The following is a 16,973-nucleotide window of genomic DNA, read 5'->3' on the forward strand; positions in this document are numbered from 1 at the left end:
GGGGCCGGTGATCAGGCCGCCCCCACCCCCGCCGCGCGCAGCAGCGTGAGCGCGCGCAGGACGTCGTCCCCGTGGCCGAGCGCCGCGGCCGCCGCCCTCGCGCGCTCGACCGCGTCCGTGCCGTAGCGCGCCGCCGCGAGCGCCAGGTGCGGCGCCAGCACCCCGCACGGGAAGTCCTGCCGGGCGCCGACCCGCTCGGCGAGCGCGAGCAGCTCCAGCCCGCCCGGGTCCTCGGGCGCCACGGCCACCCGCCAGCTCCCGACGCCGGTGAGCAGCGTGCCGAGCACCGGCCGGTCGGTGAAGCCCGCCCGGCCGGTGAGGTCGTCCTCGTCGATCCGCCGCACGGCCTCGGCGAGCGCCGGCTCGTCCGCCCGGCCCTCCAGCACGTGCGCGGCGAGGCACGCCCCGGCGGCGACGAGCAGCCACGGCCCCGACCCGTCCCGGCCCGCCGCGCGCGCGAGCAGCGCCCGGTACCGCGCCAGCCCGCGCTCCACCTCGCCGCGGCCGCGCTCGGCCTCCGCGAGGCCGAGGGCGGACATCACCTCGGCGTCCCGCACGTCCGTCGTCGCCCGGGCGACGTCCTCGAACACCCGCTCCGCCTCGTCCCACTCGCCCAGGCCGAGCAGCGTCACGCCGTACACCTGCTCCAGGCTGTCCTCGAACGCCTGCACCATCAGGTCGCGGTGCGTGATCTGCGGCGCGGCCAGCGCCGTCCGGGCGGCGGTCAGCCAGTCCATCGCCTCCCGCGGCCGCAGGCTCTGGCTGTACGCGCCCGCCAGCGACACCGCGGCCATGACGGCGGTCCACGGGTCGTCGGTGTCGACCGCGAGGTGGTAGGCCTCGCCCGCGTACCCGATCGAGGCCTCGACGTCGGAGTCGTTCTCGGCGAGCGACCAGGACGCCAGCAGGGCGAGCCGCCGGCTCGGCAGGTCGGTCGACCGCCGCGCGTCCTGGAGCAGCCGGACCAGCGCGGCGGGGTCGGCGAACCGCTCGACGGCGTCGGCCAGCATCCGCGCCACGGGGCGCAGGCCCCCGGCCGCGGCGGCGCGGCGCACCGCCAGCCGCGCGCGGGCGCCGGCCCGCAGGTCGCCGAACATGAGCTCGGTGCCCGCGAGCAGCGCGAGCGCGAGCACGGCGGGCTCGGCGTCGCCGTCGGGCACCCAGCCGTCGGTCGCCGCCAGGACGCCGCGCTGCACGTCCTGCAGCTCGTCGTGCGCGCCCTGCAGCATCCACCGGAGCCCCACCACCGCGAACAGCGCCAGCACAGCGTCCGGGCGGCGGGTCCCCTCCGCGAGCTCCCGCCGCAGCAGCGCCACCAGGTTGTCGTGCTCGACGTCGCCGACCGGGTCGAGCAGCACCCGCTCCGGGCTCCCGGCGCGTCGGACGATCCCCGACGCGACGTCCCGGGCCCAGCCCAGGACGGCGTCCCGCAGCCGGACCCCCTCGCCGAGCGCCTCGACCTCGCGCTGCCCGAACTCGCGGACCGTCTCCAGCATCCGGTACCGGACCTCGCCGGTCCGCGGCTCCTCCTCGACGCGGAGCAGCGACTGCGCCACCAGCGCGTCCAGGTCGTCCAGCACCGCCGGCTCGTCGGACTCGCCGGCGACCACCGCGAGCGCCGCGGGCAGCCCGAAGCCGTCCGGCAGCACCGCGGCCCGGCGGCACAGCGCCCGCTGGCGCTCGGTGAGCAGGTCCCAGGACCAGGCGATGACCGCCCGGAGCGTCCGGTGCCGCTCCGGCGTCCCGGCGCCGCCGGAGACCAGCAGCGCGAACCGGTCGGAGAGCCGGCGCTCGACCTCGACGACCGTGAGCGAGCGGGTCCGCGCGGCGGCGAGCTCGATCGCCAGCGGCAGGCCGTCCAGGCGGGCGCACAGCCGCTCGACCACGTCCGCGGGCAGCGTCACGCCCGGGCGGACCGCGGTCGCGCGCTCGGTGAAGAGCCGGACCGCCGCGCCCGGGCCGCCGTCGTCGTCGCGGGTCGGCAGCGGGTCGAGCGGGTGCACCCGCTCCCCCGGCACCCCCAGGGGCGCGCGGCTGGTGGCCAGCACCTGGACCCCGGGCAGCGTGCCGACGACGTCCGCGACCCAGGTCGCGACGCCCTCGAGCACCTGCTCGCAGTTGTCCAGCACCAGGAGGGTCGGCTGCTCGCCGAGCCGGTCCAGCACGCGCTCGGCCAGCGGCCGCATCCGCTGGTCCGCCACGCCGGCGCGCCGGGCCGGGCCCTCGGGCACCTGGAGCGCGCCCGCGAGCGCCGGGAGCACGTCCGGGTCGTCCCGCACCGACGCCAGCTCGGCGACGTAGACGGCGCGGGCGCCGCCCGCCGCGCGCCGGGCGACCTCCTGCACCAGGCGGGTCTTCCCGAGGCCGCCGGTGCCGAGCACGGTCACGACCGGCGCGGCGCCGAGCAGCGCCTCGACCGCGGCGACGTCGGCGTCCCGGCCGATGAGCGCGTTGGGCGCGACGCGGAGCCCGTGGGCGGCGGGGGCGGGGCGGGCGACCGGCCGGTCGGCGGGCGCCGGCGCGGCCCCGTCCAGCAGCTCCAGGTGGAACGCCGCCACCTCGGGCGCCGGGTCCGACCCCAGCGCCTCGCGCAGCCGCTCCCGGTAGGCGCCGAACGCCGCGACCGCCTCGGTGCTCCGGCCCGCCGCGTGCAGCGCGCGCATCCGCAGCAGGTGCGCCCCGTCGTCGAGCGGCGCGAGCGCGAGCAGGTCCTGCGCGGCCGCCAGCGCCCCGGCGTCGCCGAGGTCGAGCAGCGCGGCGGCGCGCACCCGCAGCAGGTCGCGGCGCAGGCCGTCCGCACGCGCGGCCAGGGCGGCCACCAGGTCGGGGGACGTCGCGCCGGCCCCGGGCTCGCCGTCCCACAGGTCGAGCGCGGCCCCCGTGCCGGCGGCGGCCGCGGGCGCGTCTCCCGCCGCCAGCGCCGCGCGCCCCGCGTCGAGCGCGTCCGCGCCCCGCAGCAGGTCCACCGCCCCGCGGGCGACGCCGAGCACGTAGCCCGCGGCGGTGGACGCGAGCAGGCCGGGGTGGGCGCCGCGGAGCCGGGACACCAGCGTCTGCAGCGCCGCGCGGCCCGACGCCGGCGCGCCGTCCGGCCAGGTCTCGTCCACCGCACGGGCGCTCGACAGCCCGCGCGGCTCGAGCGCGAGCGCCAGCAGCAGGTTCGCGCCCAGGCCGGCCACGGGCAGCAGCGCGCCGTCGGGGCCGGCCGCGCGGACCTGGCCGAGGACGGCCAGCCGCAGCGGCTCGGCCGCGGGCTCGGGCGCGGGACCAGGCACCGCGGCAGTCTAGGTCGCGCGCCCCCACTCAGAACGTGAAGGCGGCCACCCGGGTGCGCAGGTCCTCCGAGGTGCCCGCGAGCCCGCGCACCTGGGTGTCGACCTGGCCGACCACGGACGCCACGTCGGCGGTGGCGTCGGTCAGGCCGGTGAGGTTGGCCGCGATCTCCCCCGAGCCGGCCGCGGCCTCCGCCACGCCGCGGCTCATCTCCGCCGTCGTGGCCGTCTGCTCCTCGACGGCGGACGCGATCGCGACCTGGAAGTCGTTGATGTCGCCGATGATCCGGGCGATCTCGCCGATCGCCGTCACGGCCTGGTCCGAGTCGGCCTGGATCGCCTCGACGCGGCGCGCGATGTCCTCGGTGGCCTTCGCCGTCTCCTGCGCCAGCTCCTTGACCTCGCCCGCGACGACCGCGAACCCCTTGCCCGCGTCGCCCGCACGGGCGGCCTCGATGGTCGCGTTCAGCGCGAGCAGGTTGGTCTGCTCCGCGATCGTGGTGATGACCTTGACCACGTTGCCGATCTCGGTCGAGCTGGTGCCGAGCTGCGCGACCGTGCCGTTCGCCGTCTCCGCCACCTCGGTGGCGTGCGCGGCGACCCGGGCCGCCTCGTTCGCGTTCTGCGCGATCTCGCGGATGCTGGCGCCCATCTGCTCCGCGCCGGCGGCGACCGCCTGCACGTTCCGCGACACCTGCTCGGCCGCCACGGCCGTGACGCCGACCTGCGCGCTGGTCGCGTCGGAGCCCGCGCCCACGCGGGTCGAGGCCGAGGACAGCGCGGCGACCGCGCTCCCCACCTCGTCGGTGGTCCGAACGACGCCCGCGAGGGTGTCCCGCACCGCGGCCTGCGCCACGTCGAGCGACGCCGCGAGCCGGGCGAGCTCGTCGGACCCGCCCAGGTCGCAGGACCGGGTCAGGTCGCGCGCGGCGATCCCGTCGACGACGTCCTCGAGCGCGGCCAGCCGGCGGCGCACCCGGCGCCCGAGCCCGAGCCCCAGGCCCAGCGACAGCACCGCGCCGACCCCGATCAGCGCGCCGACCTCGACGGTGGTGCGCGTGCTCGTCGAGGACGCGGCCTCGATGGAGGCGTCGATCGCGCCGTACGCGTCGTCCAGCAGCACTCCGAGGGCGTCGGTCAGGTCGGCGTTCGCCGCCTGGTACCGCTCGGTCACGGGGGCGATCTCGGCGGGCGGCAGCGCCGACAGGTCGTCCAGCACGATCTGGCGCACCACGCCCCACTGGGTGCCCACCTCGTCGAGCGCGGGCTGCTGGTCGGCCGGGATCGCCAGGCCCTGCAGCGTCGCGAGCGCGGCGTCGGCCGCGGCCACCTCGGCGTCGCGGTCCTGCTCGGCGGTGGGGTTGACCTCCGGCGCCAGGGTCAGCGCGGTGTTGTAGGCGACGGCCCCCTTGATGCCCGACTGCAGCTCCCCCGCCGCCTGCACCAGCTCCACCTGCGTGTCGCGCAGGTCGGCGAGCGTGCCGCGCTGCTCCGCGAGGGCCTGCAGGCCGACGACGCCGGCCGCACCTCCCGCGACGACGGCGACGGCCACCGCCCCGACCATCGTGGTCGCGAGCGAGCGGCGGAGCGGGGTGGCGTGACGGTCCATGTCGAGGCCTTCCTCCTTCAGGGGGTACAGCAGGAAGGTTCGACCGGCGACGGCCCGTCCTGAGGGGTTCGGCCGGATGAATGCGCTGGTCAGAGGCACTTTTTGCCGTCCGCGCATGCGGCCGCCCGGGCTCTCCTCGGGGCCCTCGTCGGTCCCGGTGCCCGCGGCGTTGGGTGCGCAGCGGCGACGGTGCAGGCAGGGGGCTGCGCCGTCGCCGCGCGCTGCCCGCCATCGTGGTCCCCGTCACCCCGCGCCGACCGGGACGTCGGTCCCGGGGTGCGCACGGTAGGTTGAGCCCATGCGCCTGCACGTCGCCGACCACCCGCTCGTCGCCCACAAGCTGTCGGTGCTCCGGAACAAGGACACGTCGTCCCCCACGTTCCGCAAGCTCGTCGACGAGCTGGTGACCCTGCTGGCGTACGAGGCGACCCGCGAGGTCCGCACCGAGCCCGTCGAGGTCGTGACCCCCGTGGCCACCACCACCGGCGTGAAGATCGCCGAGCCGCTGCCCCTCGTGGTCCCGATCCTGCGCGCCGGCCTCGGCATGCTCGACGGCATGACCCGCCTCATGCCGACCGCCGAGGTCGGGTTCCTGGGCATGCAGCGCGACGAGACGACGCTCGAGGCCATCACCTACGCCAACCGGCTGCCCGAGGACCTCACCGGCCGGCAGTGCTTCCTGGTCGACCCCATGCTCGCCACGGGCGGCACGCTGGTCGCGGCGATCGACTACCTGTTCGCCCGCGGGGCCCGCGACGTGACGGCGGTCTGCCTCCTCGCGGCGCCCGAGGGCCTCAAGGTCGTCGAGGACGCCGTCGGCGACCGGGGCGACGTGACCGTGGTGGTCGCGGCCGTGGACGAGCGCCTGGACGAGAACGCGTACATCATCCCGGGCCTCGGCGACGCGGGCGACCGGCTGTACGGCGTCGTCTGACGCCTGAGCGGGGCCGTCCGTCCCGCCCCCGACCGCGGTCATCCGGTCTCGGCCGCTGAGACCGCGCGCGGAAAGCCCTTGGTCCCCGGCACGGCTGCTGCCACCATCGGGGGCGTGAGCCTCCACCGACGCCCGACCGACGCCTCCCCGGCGTCCGTCGGCGTACGCCCGGGAGCGCCCCGCACGCGCTGTTGGTCCTGACGCCCCGCCGTCCCCCGACCACCACCCCGGCCGCCGCTCGCAGCGGCCCCCGCGCACCCCCCGGAGATCCCCGTGGCACGTCACCGCACCCCCGCACCCCCGCCCGTCCCCGCACCACCGCGCGGCGACGCCGCCGCCGACCGGGCCGGCTTCGTGCTGTACGTCGGCCTGCAGGGCGACGCCCCGGCGCTGGACGCCGCGCACGCCGCCGACCTGGCCGAGGTCGCCGAGGCGCTGCGCGACCTCGCGCGCGACCTGCTGCCGACCGCCGAGACGTTCACGGCGCTGTCCCTGGTGCCGTCCGGGCGCGAGGACGACGTGCAGAGCATCCGGCGGCGGCTCGCCGGGCTGCAGCCGCTCGAGGCCGCCGCCGGGACGGCCTGACCCGGCGCACCCGGAGCGCTCCCGAGCACCCAGCCGCCCGCACCACCCGGCGCCGGGGAGCACCTGGGTGCCCACCCGGTCGCGCGTCCTACCCCTCAGTCCGCGCCGGATCACCACCCAACGAGGCCCGAGATGCTACTCATCGGTCGTCGAACGGGTGTCGATCGGGCCTAGCGTGAGCAGTGCGACGACCACCGCGGACCGGTCCCCCGGGACCGACCACCGCGAGGTCCCGCAGCCGTCCGGCGTTCGCCCCCCTGGCGTCGGACGGCACTGGCCGGCCCCCGGTCCGAGCACGACAAGGCCCCCTGCCACGGGCCGGGGACCGGCCACCTCGACGTGCGGCGCCACCGGCGCCGCACGCGCGGCCCGGGCAGCGGGTGCGGCGCCCGGGCCGCGCTCCTACCGTGGGGGCATGCGCATCGCCATCGCCGGAGGCCACGGTCAGATCGCCCGCCGACTGAGCAGGCTGCTCGCGGAGCGGGGTGACACGCCGCTCGCGATCGTCCGGAACCCGGACCACGTCGCCGACGTCGAGGCGGACGGCGCCACCGCGGTGCTGCTCGACCTCGAGTCCGCGGGCGTCGACGCGCTCGCGGCGCAGCTCGCCGACGCGGACGCCGTCGTGTTCGCGGCGGGCGCGGGCCCGGGCAGCGGAGCCGAGCGCAAGGACTCCGTCGACCGGGGCGCCGCGGCGCTGCTCGCCGACGCGGCCCAGCAGGCCGGGGTGCGGCGCTACCTGCTCGTGTCCTCGGTCGGCGCGGGCGCGGAGCCGCCGGCCGGCACCGACGAGGTGTTCGCCGCGTACCTGCGCGCCAAGACCGCCGCCGAGGACGACCTCCGCGGCCGGGACCTCGACTGGACGATCCTGCGCCCCGGGGGTCTGACCGACGACGCCGGGACCGGGCACGTGCGCCTGGGCGCGGAGGTCCCGCGCGGGCAGGTGCCGCGCGACGACGTGGCCGCCGTGCTGGTCGGGCTGCTGGACGAGCCCCGCACGGCCGGCCTGGTGCTCGAGCTGTCCGAGGGCGCGACCCCGCTCGCGGCGGCGGTCGCCGCCGCGACCGAGCGCGAGGACTGACCCGGGTCCCCGCGACCTCCGCCGCTCCCACGGTGGAAGGTGGTGACGGACACGCCGTCGGCGTGTCGGGCACGACGTTCCAGTGTCGCGGGGCGCAGCGCGGCCCGGGGACGGGGCGCCTTCCCGGCGGGTCAGGCCGGGGCGTAGGTGAGGCAGTCGGCCAGGTCGTGGCCGGCGCCCACGCGCACGGCGTCCGCCGCGCAGGTCAGGTGCTCGTTGTGCGTGCAGTCCGCGCGCTGGCAGGCGCCGACGTGCGAGACGACGCGGTCGAGCCCGCCCTTGACGTTGAGCGGGATGAACGTCGCGCACTTCGCGTCCCCGGCCGAGCCGGCGATCGTGATGGCGGCCGCGCTGCACGCGTGCTCGTGGTTGTACGAGCACCCGTCGACGGAGCACTCGGAGACGGGCGGCTGGTCCATGAGGGTGCTCATCGCGGGACCTCCGGGGTCGGTGGGGGCGTTCCTGTCCTGACCCCGTCGACGGTAGGCCGCGGGTTTCCGCGCGTCTAGAAAGGAAGGCCTGGCTTACCGGTGAAACGGCACGTCAGAGCGTCGACAGAAGTCGAAGAAAGTGCCCGGCGCGGGCGGCGGGTGCATTTCTCAACACCGTCGTCACCTATTTCCGGGGCGGCCCGATCCGCCGCAGCAGCGCCGCGGTCACCCGCCGCAGCAGGACGCCGACCACCGCGGCGGGCACCGCCACCGCCCACACCCGCGCGTCGGTGGGGTCCAGGACGAACAGCCGCTGCCCGAGCGGCGTGCCGACCGCGAGCGCCATGCCGAGCACCATCGCCGCGACCAGCCCGACCTTCCAGGGACGCAGCGGCCGGGCCACCTCGACGAGCACGTCGAACGCGGTGAGCACCAGCGCGAGGAACGCGGCCGTGGCCGTCAGGACGTGCGTGGCCTGACCGTCGCCGATGACCGCGCGCGCCGCCACGTACGCCCCGTAGGTCGCCGCGGCCACGGCCACGCCCCCGGGGACCGCGGCGGTCAGCACGCGCCGCACGAACCCGGGCCGGGCGGCCTCCTGGTTGGGCGCGAGCCCGAGGACGGTCGCGGGGATGCCGATCGTGAACCAGGCGATGAGCGTGACGTGCCGGGGCAGCAGCGGGAACGGCACCGCGCTGACGGCGACGACCAGCGCCAGCAGGATCGAGTACACCGTCTTGGACAGGAACAGCGTCGCGACCCGCTCGATGTTCGCGATGACCCGCCGGCCCTCGGCCACCACGTGCGGCAGCGTCGCGAAGTCGCTGTCCAGCAGCACGATCCGCGCCACCGCCCGCGCGGCCGGGCTGCCGTTGCCCATCGCCACGCCGACGTCGGCGTCCTTGAGCGCGAGGACGTCGTTCACGCCGTCTCCGGTCATCGCCACCGTGTGCCCTCGGGCGGTCAGCGCCCGCACCAGCCCGCGCTTCTGCTCCGGGGCGACCCGGCCCAGCACGACGGCCCGCTCCGCGGCGTCGGCGAGGGCCTCCTGCTCCTCCGGCAGCTCGCGGGCGTCCAGCACCGCGCCGGCGGGCAGCCCCACCTGGCCGGCCACGGCCGCGACGGCGTTCGGCGCGTCGCCGGAGACGACCTTGACGGCCACCTGCTGCCGAGCGAAGTACGCGAGCGTGCCGGCGGCCTCGGGGCGGATGCGTTGGTCGAGGACCACGAGCGCGGCGGCGCGGCGACCGGCGGGGAGCGCCGCCGCGTCCGGCGCACCGTCCAGGCCGGCGAGGGCCAGCACCCGGCGGCCCTGCCCGGCCTCCTCCGCGACCCGCACGAGCGCCGGGTGCCCGGGCGGCAGCAGCACGTCCGGCGCGCCGAGCGCCCAGGACCGGCCGTCCGCGGTCCGCACCGCGGCCCAGCGGCGGGCGGAGGAGAACGGCACGACGGCGGCGGTGGCCGCGGGCGCGCGGTCGCCCACGTGCTCGACGACGGCCCGCAGGCTGGCGTTCGGCCGCTCCTCGGCGGCGCCCAGCGTGGCGAGCACGGTCGCGACCTGCTCGGGGGCGAGCGCCGGGTCCAGCACCTCGACCGACCGGACCCGCATCCCGTCCTCGGTGAGCGTGCCGGTCTTGTCGAAGCACACCACGTCGACCCGGGCGAGCGACTCCATCGCGGGCAGGTCCTGCACCAGGCACTGCCGCCGGCCGAGCCGGATGACGCCGACCGCCATCGCCACGCTCGTCATCAGCACCAGGCCCTCGGGCACCATCGGCACCACGGCCGCGACCATGCCGCGCAGCGCGTCGCTCGGGGCCTGGTCGTTGATCCACAGCTGGTTGACCACGGTGAGCGCCGCGACCGGCACCAGCGCCCAGGTGATGTACCGCAGGATCCGGTCGATGCCCGCGCGCAGGTCCGACGACGGCTTCTTGAACGCGGACGCCTCCCGGGACAGCCGGGCGGCGTACGCGTCCTCCCCGACCCGGCTCGCGCGCAGCACGCCGGACCCGGCCACGACGACACTGCCCGACAGCAGCCGGTCGCCGGGCGCGGGGAGCACCGGCTCCGACTCGCCGGTGAGCAGGGACTCGTCGACCTCGAGGCCCGCCGTGCCGACCAGCTCGCCGTCGACCGGCACCTGGTCGCCCGCGGCCAGCCGGACCAGGTCGTCGACGACCAGCTCCGCGGGGTCGAGCTCCACGACGCCCGCGGCCCGCTGCACCGTCACCGGCGACCGGTTCAGCAGCGCCAGCCGGTCCAGGGTCCGCTTGGCGCGCACCTCCTGGATCATGCCGGCGGCGCTGTTGACGACGATGAGCAGCCCGAACAGGCCGTCGAGCAGGTGGCCCGTGCTCAGCACCACGAGGAACAGCACCAGGTAGATCGCGTTGACCCGGGTGAGGGTGTTGCTGCGCACGATCTCGGCCAGGCTGCGGCTGGTGCCGGTCTCCACCCGGTTCACGTCGCCGCGGGCGACCCGCTCGCGGACCTCGTCCGCCGTCAGCCCGCCGATCACCTCGGCCTCCCGGTGCACCATGCGTCGACGGTAGCCGGGATCGGGGCCCCCTCAGGGGCCGGGTGCGACGGCGACCGGCGCGGCGGGCTCCACTCGGCGCGCCCGCGGCCGCGCGGCGTCGACCTCGGCGTTCAGCACGCCGCCCAGCAGCACCGCGATGCTCGACAGCCAGATCCACAGCGCGGCCGCCAGGACGAGGCCCAGCATCTGCGCGGCGGCCTGGACGACGGCCGCGCTCCCGGCGTCGGCACCGGGCGTGTCCGGCACCGCCACGGCGACGTAGGCCACGAACCCCGTCGAGACCAGCAGCACGCCGAGCGTCCCCGCCACCGCGCCGGGCAGGCAGCGCCGCCAGGTGCTGACGACGTTCGGCGCGTACCGGTACAGCAGGGCGAGGAACGCCCCGCCCAGCGCCAGCGCCGCCGGCCAGCGCAGGACCGACCACGCCGCGCGGAACGCGTCCCCGAGGCCCAGGCGGGCCGCGAGCGCGTCGCCCCCGCCCAGCAGCGGCCCGACGACGACCAGCAGAAGCACCGTCACGAGCGTGACCAGCGCGCCGACCGTGAACGCGAACCCGAGCAGGTACTGCGTCACGACGTTCTGCCGGGACTCCACGCGGTAGGCGTCGTCGAGCGCCCGCACCGCGGCGCGGAACACCCGGCTCGCCAGGTACAGCGTGACCGCGAGCGCCCCGAGGGCGAACCCGCCGCGCCGCTCGTCCAGGAGGCCGTCGACGAGCGGCGCCAGCACGTCGCTCGCCACCTGCTGCGCGAACACCGTCGCGAGGCCGTCCACGACGCTCGTGCGGATCTCGTCCACCTGCTCGTCGCCCAGCAGCGGCCGGAGGTACCCGAGGCTCGCGCCGAGCGCCGTGGCGATCGGCACCAGCGAGATCAGTGCGTAGTAGGTCATCTCGGCGGCCAGACCGGTGATCCGCACCTCGCCCGACCGCACGACCGAGCGCACCGCGAGGGACGCGACGCCCCAGCCGCGCACCGTCAGCGGGTGCCGGTCGGCCAGCGCGACCGCCCGCTGCGCGACCGGCGGACCACCGGCGCGCCGCGCCCGGCGGCGGGCCAGGCGCGGGCGCGCGAGGCCGACGAGCCAGCCCGCCGCGGCGACGGCCAGCACCCCGGCCACGACCGCGACGACGCCGGAGAGCACGGTGCGCCCCGTCCCCCCGCCGACGTCCGCCAGCCCGAGGCCGACGGCGCCCGCCGCGGTCCACGCCAGGATCGTCGTCGCCGGGACCGGCAGCCGGTCCCGGACCCACGCGGAGCGCCGCGACAGCACGGCGACGGCGAGGCCGGCGAGCACGAGGACGAGGAGCACGGCGGCGGCTCAGGCCCCGGCGGCCGGCGCGGGGAGCGGAGTCGTCATGCGGCGACCCTACGGGGCCGTCGTCCCGCCCGCGCCGCGGTCCCGGTCGTCGACGAGGGTGCGCGGCGCCCGGTAGGTGAACACGCGGTCCTCCTCGGTGATCGCCCGGAGGATGCGGGCGGGCACGCCGCCGACGACCACGTGTGCCGGTACGTTCGCGGACACGACCGCCCCGGCGGCGACGACCGAGCCGGCGCCGATCGTGACGCCGGGCAGGACCGTGACGTTCGCCCCGATCCACACGTCGTCCTCGATCACGATCGGCGCGGAGAACTGCGCGCCGGTCGCCCGGGTCTCGGGATGCAGCGGGTGTCCCGCCGTGGCCAGCGTCACGTGCGGGCCGAACATGACCCGGTCGCCGATGTGCACCGGGGAGTCGTCGACGATGGTCGTGCCGGTGTTCAGGTAGATGCCGCTGCCCAGGTGGGTGTGCACGCCGTAGGCCACGTACAGCGGCGGCTCGACCCACACGTGGTCGCCCATCGTCCCGAAGGTCTCCCGCAGCACCCGGGTGCGGTTCTCGACGTCGCGGGGCTCCAGGGCGTTGAACTCGCGGGCGAGCTCCTTGCCGCGCACCCGCGACTCCTCCAGGGCCTCGAGACCGGGGCCGACGTCCTTGTACAGCTCCTGGGCGTCCATCCGACGACGGACCTCCTGCTCGCGCTCGTCCAACGGGCTCCCCCTCGCGCTCGTTGACCCACCCGCGGGGTGGGACCCGGGTGTCCTCCTGCGGCGCTCCGCAGGCATCCGAATGTACGGACGTACACGAAAACGTACCACTCGGTCGGCAAGCGTCCCGTCAGCCTCGTCGGGCCGCCGGTCCCGGCGGACCCGCGTCAGGGGCGCACGATGCGGCGGACGGCCAGCTCGACGTCGGCGTCGTCGTGCGGCTCGTTGTCCAGCGCCCGGTGGATCGTCATGCCCTCCACCAGGGCGTCCAGGACGCGCGCCGTCACCGGGTCGAAGCACCGCTCGAGCGCCGCCCGGCTGCCGCGCATCCAGGTGTGGGTGAGCGTGCGGTAGGACGCGTCCCGGGCGGCCAGCGTGTAGAGCTCGTGGGTGAGGACGAGCTCGCGCGACGTCGGGAAGACGTCCTGCAGGATCGAGTCCACGACCGCGCGGATCCCCGCCTCGACGTCCCCCGGAGGCACCGCCTGCATGCGGGCGGTCACCCGGTCCGCGACCGTCTGCGCGAACCGGGTGAACGCCTCCCGGAGCAGCTCCTCACGCCCGGTGAAGTGGTACGTCATCGAGCCCAGCGGCACGCCCGCGGCCTCCGCGACGCGGCGGTGCGAGGTGCCGTCGACGCCGTCCGTCGCGATCACCTCGATGCACGCGTCGATGATCCGGTCGCGCCGGCCGGGGTCGACGCGACGGGTGCGGGCGGGCGCGGGCTCGGTCGACGTCATGCCTCAGATGATCTCGCGGATCACCCGGGCCGGGTTCCCGACGGCCACCACGTTCGGCGGGACGTCCTTGGTGACGACGGAGCCGGCGCCGACGACGGAGTTCTCCCCGATCGTCACCCCGGGGCACACGATGACGCCGCCGCCGAGCCAGACGTTGTCGCCGATGACGATCGGCTTCGCCGCCTCGAGCTTGTCCCGGCGCGGCTGCGCCTCGACCGGGTGGGTCGGGGTGAGCAGCTGCACGTGCGGGCCGATCTGGCAGTCGTCCCCGATCGTGATCGGCGCGACGTCGAGGGCGGTCAGGCCCATGTTGACGAAGGTCCGGGCCCCGACGGTGATCCGGTCGCCGTAGTCGACGTGCACGGGTGCGCGCACGTGCGTGCCCTCGCCGACGCCGCCGAACAGCTCCGCGAGGACGGCCTGGCCGGCGTCGGGGTCGTCGGCGTAGGCGGCGGCGAACCGGGCGGCGGTCCGCACCGCCTTCTTCTGGGCCGCGGCGATGGTGGGGTCGTCGGCGATGTACAGGTCGCCCGCGAGCATCCGCTCGTGGTTCGTGCGCGGGTCGCCGGCGAAGTGGTCGGTCGTCATGCGTACGATCGTACATGTCACCGGCCTGGCCCGTCCGCGACCTGCCCCCGGGGGGCGGCGTCGGTGCTCGACGCCGCCCTCGGGGGTCGGCGACGTCGTCAGGGGCGGAGCATGACCTTGAGCGCCTCGCGCGCGTCCATGGCGCGGTAGCCCTCGGCGGCGTCGTCGAGCGACAGGGTCCGGTCGAACACCCTGCCGGGCTCGATCGTCCCGTCCAGGACCTGCCGGATCGCGTCCTCCAGGTACGCGCGGACGGGAGCGGGACCGCCGTTGAGCGTGATGTTCCGGCCGAACAGCGACCCGAAGCCGACCGGCGCGTCCTCGTACTGCGGGACGCCGACGCGGGAGATCACGCCGCCGGACCGCACGACGCCGTAGGCCTGCTCGTACGCGGGCATGTGGCCGACGGCCTCCAGCACGACGTGCGTGCCCTCGCCGCCGGTCAGGTCGAGGACGCGCGCGACGCCCTCCTCGCCGCGCTCGGCGACCACGTCGGTGGCGCCGAGCTCGCGGCCCAGGTCGGTGCGCGCGGCGTGCCGGCCCATGAGGACGATCCGCTCCGCGCCGAGCTGCTTGGCGGCGAGCACGGCGGAGAGGCCGACCGCGCCGTCGCCGATCACGGTGACCGACTTCCCGGGCTCGACGCGGCCCATGTGCGCCGCGTGGTAGCCGGTCAGGTACACGTCGGACAGGGTGAGCAGCGAGGCGAGCAGGGACTCGTCCGCGGTCGACGGGTCCACGTCCGGGACGACGACGAGGCTGCCGTCGGCCAGCGGGATGCGGGACAGCTCGGCCTGCAGGCCGTTCGTCTGCGGGGTGGCGTAGAACCCGCCGTGCGGGCACGCGGTCTGGAATCCGTCGCGGCAGATCGGGCAGGTGTTGTCGCTGAACGCGAACGGGGCGATGACGAAGTCGCCCTTCGTCACCGAGGTGACGGCCGAGCCGGTCTCCTCGACGACGCCGATCAGCTCGTGACCCATCGACTGGCCGCGGTCGGAGGCGGGCATCGAGTGGTACGGGTGCAGGTCCGAGCCGCAGACGCACGCGCGGACCGTGCGGACAATCGCGTCCGTGGGCTGCTGGATGACGGGCTCGGCGGTCTGCTCGACGCGGACGTCGCCCGCGCCGTACAGGAAGGTGGCACGCATCGGGTGGGGGATCTCCTTCAGGAGTGGATCGGGATGCCCTCCACCCTGCCCGCTCCGCGGCGCGGTTCCACGCCGGGAGCGGGGCCCTGTCAGTACCCCTCTCGCCGCCTCAGGCCGAGGCGACGACCTTCCACCCCGGCCCGGTGATCAGCAGCGCCTCGTCGTCGCAGAGCGGGACCAGCTCGTGGTCCGAGCCGTACCGGTCGAGCGTCCGGCCGATCAGCTCCAGCGGGTACGGCGGCAGCTTCCCGTCGGCGTGCGGCACCACGACCGCGTCCGTCAGCCCGAGGCCGCGCCGGTCGGTCAGGCCCGGGGCCTCGGCCGGGTCGTCCATGAGCGTCGCCGGCTCGGCGCTCGGCCCGGCGACGATCGACCCCGCGCTGGAACCGATGTAGGGCAGCCCGCCGCGGACGCGCTCGGCGACCACCGCGTCGGCCCCGGAGGCGCGCAGCGCGTCGAGCAGGGCGAACGTGTTGCCGCCGGCCACGTAGAGCGCGTCGACGCCGTCGAGGGCGTCGGCCACCTGCTGCGCCGTCGCACCGGTGAGGCGGACGTCGACCACCGCGTGCCCGAGGCCGACGACCCGGTCCCGCTCGGCGACGGCCCACGGCGCCGTGGCGTCGGCACGGGCCGCGTCGGGGACGTAGCCGAGGGTCAGCGGGCGGTCCGCGGGCGCGCGGTCGGCGAGGAAGGCGGGCACGGCGCCGTGGCCGAGGGAGAGCAGCAGCAGGGAGAGCACGGACGCGACGGTACGCGGTGCCGCGCCGGGCGCGGCGGTGCGCCGCTAGGTTGCGCGCCGATCTAGTCAGCCGTACGATCTAGTCGTGACCGAGGACCGGGAGTGGCCGGGCGAGTGGCTCCGCGGAGTGCTCCCCCAGGCGGTGCTGCGCGTGCTCGACGACGGCCCCACCTACGGGTACGCCCTCGCGGCGCGCCTGGCGGAGGCCGGCATCGGCGACATCAAGGGCGGCACGCTCTACCCGCTGCTCGGACGCCTGGAGGCCGCCGGCCACCTGACCGTCGAGTGGCGCGCCGGAGACGGCGGCCCGGGCCGCAAGTACTACGAGATCACCCCGGAGGGGCGCCGCCACCTGCACGACCTCGTGGAGCGCTGGCGGCGGTTCGCCGCGGTCGTGGACACCCACCTGACCGGACCGCCCCCCGGACGAGAGGACACCCGTGGCTGAGACCCCCCGCCCGACCGACGCCCAGCGGATCGCCCCCGACGTCGACCCGCGCTGGGTGGACGCGTTCGTCCTCGAGGCGCGGCTGCGCGACGTCCCGGGCGACCGCATCGGCGACGCGCTGGCCGAGGTCGGCGCCCACTGCCGGGACAGCGGCGAGCCCGCGGACGTCGGCTTCGGCGACCCGACCGCCTATGCCCGCGCCATCGCCGAGACGTTCCCCACCCCGCGCCCGTCGTGGCTGCCGCACCTCGCGCCGCTCGTGGTCGAGATCGCCGGGATGGTCGTCGTGATCACCGCGGTGGGCGAGCTCGCCCGGAGCCGCGACGTCACCGTCACCTGGGGGCTGCTCGCCATGCTCGCCGTGCTGGTCGCGGGCTGCGGGGTGGTGTCGCTGCTCGGCGGCCACCTCCTGGAGCTGGTCGTCCGGCGCCCGCTCGTCGCCGCGGTCGGCCTCGGCGCCGCCGCGACCGCCGTCCTCGTGCCCGCCGCCCTGCTGCTGCAGATCGACGCGCCGATCGCCGTCCTGCCCGCGCCGGTCGCCCTGGCCGGGGGCCTGCTGCTGCTCGCCGCGGGGATCGCGGCCGACGTGACCCTCGCCCGCCGCGGCCGGACGGCCGACCCCGTCGTCGGCCCGGGCCAGGAGCCGACGACGCGCCGGGGCGGCACGCTGCTGCCGTTCACGGTGCTCGCGTGGACCGCGATCGGCTGCGTCGTCGTGGGCGTCGTCGGGGCGACCTCGGGCGGCTGATCCCGGGAGGGAGGCGCGCGTCACCCCGCGCTCACCCGTCCGCGACATCCCATGTCTCGCGGCCGGGCGGATACTGGACG

The 16,973-nt window shown here is 76.7% G+C and carries 15 protein-coding genes; 5 read left to right on the forward strand and 10 right to left on the reverse strand.

All coding sequences use genetic code 11. The features are described 5' to 3' along the window. Positions 1–11: 11 nt before the first annotated feature. Together J5O08_RS08385 and J5O08_RS08390 are read right to left on the reverse strand one after the other, a co-directional pair. Positions 12–3,275, reverse strand: a complete 3,264-nt coding sequence (locus tag J5O08_RS08385; RefSeq protein WP_218706419.1) for a BTAD domain-containing putative transcriptional regulator — start codon at positions 3,273–3,275, stop codon at positions 12–14. Positions 3,276–3,303: 28 nt separating this feature from the next. Continuing rightward, positions 3,304–4,881 (reverse strand): methyl-accepting chemotaxis protein, encoded by a 1,578-nt coding sequence (locus J5O08_RS08390; RefSeq protein ID WP_218706420.1) that lies wholly within the window; start codon positions 4,879–4,881, stop codon positions 3,304–3,306. A gap of 298 nt (positions 4,882–5,179) precedes the next feature. Here J5O08_RS08390 and upp point away from each other — a divergent pair, with 298 nt between their 5' ends. The 3 genes from upp to J5O08_RS08405 all read left to right on the forward strand — a co-directional run bounded on the left by upp (position 5,180) and on the right by J5O08_RS08405 (position 7,481). Beyond that, a complete protein-coding gene (gene upp / locus J5O08_RS08395) occupies positions 5,180–5,815 on the forward strand; it encodes a uracil phosphoribosyltransferase (RefSeq protein WP_147795275.1) in 636 nt (211 codons plus the stop codon). Between the two features lie 273 nt (positions 5,816–6,088). Beyond that, positions 6,089–6,400 (forward strand): hypothetical protein, encoded by a 312-nt coding sequence (locus tag J5O08_RS08400; protein ID WP_218706422.1) that lies wholly within the window; start codon positions 6,089–6,091, stop codon positions 6,398–6,400. A gap of 415 nt (positions 6,401–6,815) precedes the next feature. Continuing rightward, the gene (locus tag J5O08_RS08405; RefSeq protein WP_147795273.1) at positions 6,816–7,481 is read left to right on the forward strand and encodes an NAD(P)H-binding protein; all 666 of its coding nucleotides are present in this window, start codon (positions 6,816–6,818) and stop codon (positions 7,479–7,481) included. 131 nt (positions 7,482–7,612) lie between these two features. On the opposite strand, the gene J5O08_RS08410 is transcribed toward J5O08_RS08405, so the two are convergent. From J5O08_RS08410 to J5O08_RS08445, 8 genes are all read right to left on the reverse strand, one after another. After that, positions 7,613–7,912 carry a DUF1540 domain-containing protein gene (locus J5O08_RS08410; protein WP_218706423.1) on the reverse strand — a complete coding sequence of 100 codons (300 nt, stop codon included), beginning with the start codon at positions 7,910–7,912 and terminating at the stop codon, positions 7,613–7,615. 184 nt (positions 7,913–8,096) lie between these two features. Then, positions 8,097–10,454, reverse strand: coding sequence for an HAD-IC family P-type ATPase (locus J5O08_RS08415; RefSeq protein ID WP_218706424.1), 2,358 nt, complete (start codon positions 10,452–10,454; stop codon positions 8,097–8,099). Between the two features lie 30 nt (positions 10,455–10,484). Continuing rightward, the gene (locus J5O08_RS08420) at positions 10,485–11,765 is read right to left on the reverse strand and encodes a YihY/virulence factor BrkB family protein (protein ID WP_218706425.1); all 1,281 of its coding nucleotides are present in this window, start codon (positions 11,763–11,765) and stop codon (positions 10,485–10,487) included. A 57-nt stretch (positions 11,766–11,822) separates the two neighbouring features. Then, positions 11,823–12,485 (reverse strand): sugar O-acetyltransferase, encoded by a 663-nt coding sequence (locus tag J5O08_RS08425; RefSeq protein WP_255589487.1) that lies wholly within the window; start codon positions 12,483–12,485, stop codon positions 11,823–11,825. A 164-nt stretch (positions 12,486–12,649) separates the two neighbouring features. After that, positions 12,650–13,222 (reverse strand): TetR/AcrR family transcriptional regulator, encoded by a 573-nt coding sequence (locus tag J5O08_RS08430; protein WP_218706427.1) that lies wholly within the window; start codon positions 13,220–13,222, stop codon positions 12,650–12,652. A 3-nt stretch (positions 13,223–13,225) separates the two neighbouring features. Beyond that, positions 13,226–13,810, reverse strand: coding sequence for a sugar O-acetyltransferase (locus J5O08_RS08435; protein ID WP_218706428.1), 585 nt, complete (start codon positions 13,808–13,810; stop codon positions 13,226–13,228). A gap of 98 nt (positions 13,811–13,908) precedes the next feature. After that, positions 13,909–14,958: a zinc-binding dehydrogenase gene (locus J5O08_RS08440; RefSeq protein ID WP_218706429.1), complete on the reverse strand. Its 1,050-nt coding sequence runs from the start codon at positions 14,956–14,958 to the stop codon at positions 13,909–13,911. A gap of 109 nt (positions 14,959–15,067) precedes the next feature. Beyond that, entirely contained in the window at positions 15,068–15,697 is a 630-nt protein-coding gene (locus J5O08_RS08445; RefSeq protein ID WP_218706430.1) for a Type 1 glutamine amidotransferase-like domain-containing protein, read from the reverse strand. 85 nt (positions 15,698–15,782) lie between these two features. Between J5O08_RS08445 and J5O08_RS08450 the strand changes: the two genes are divergently transcribed. Both J5O08_RS08450 and J5O08_RS08455 read left to right on the forward strand, forming a co-directional pair. After that, positions 15,783–16,145, forward strand: coding sequence for a PadR family transcriptional regulator (locus J5O08_RS08450; RefSeq protein WP_218706431.1), 363 nt, complete (start codon positions 15,783–15,785; stop codon positions 16,143–16,145). After that, the gene (locus J5O08_RS08455; protein ID WP_218706432.1) at positions 16,138–16,893 is read left to right on the forward strand and encodes a hypothetical protein; all 756 of its coding nucleotides are present in this window, start codon (positions 16,138–16,140) and stop codon (positions 16,891–16,893) included. The genes J5O08_RS08450 and J5O08_RS08455 overlap by 8 nt, the downstream gene beginning before the upstream one ends. Positions 16,894–16,973: the final 80 nt, after the last annotated feature.

The organism is Cellulomonas sp. PS-H5 (assembly GCF_019265565.1).
Lineage (GTDB): Bacteria > Actinomycetota > Actinomycetes > Actinomycetales > Cellulomonadaceae > Cellulomonas.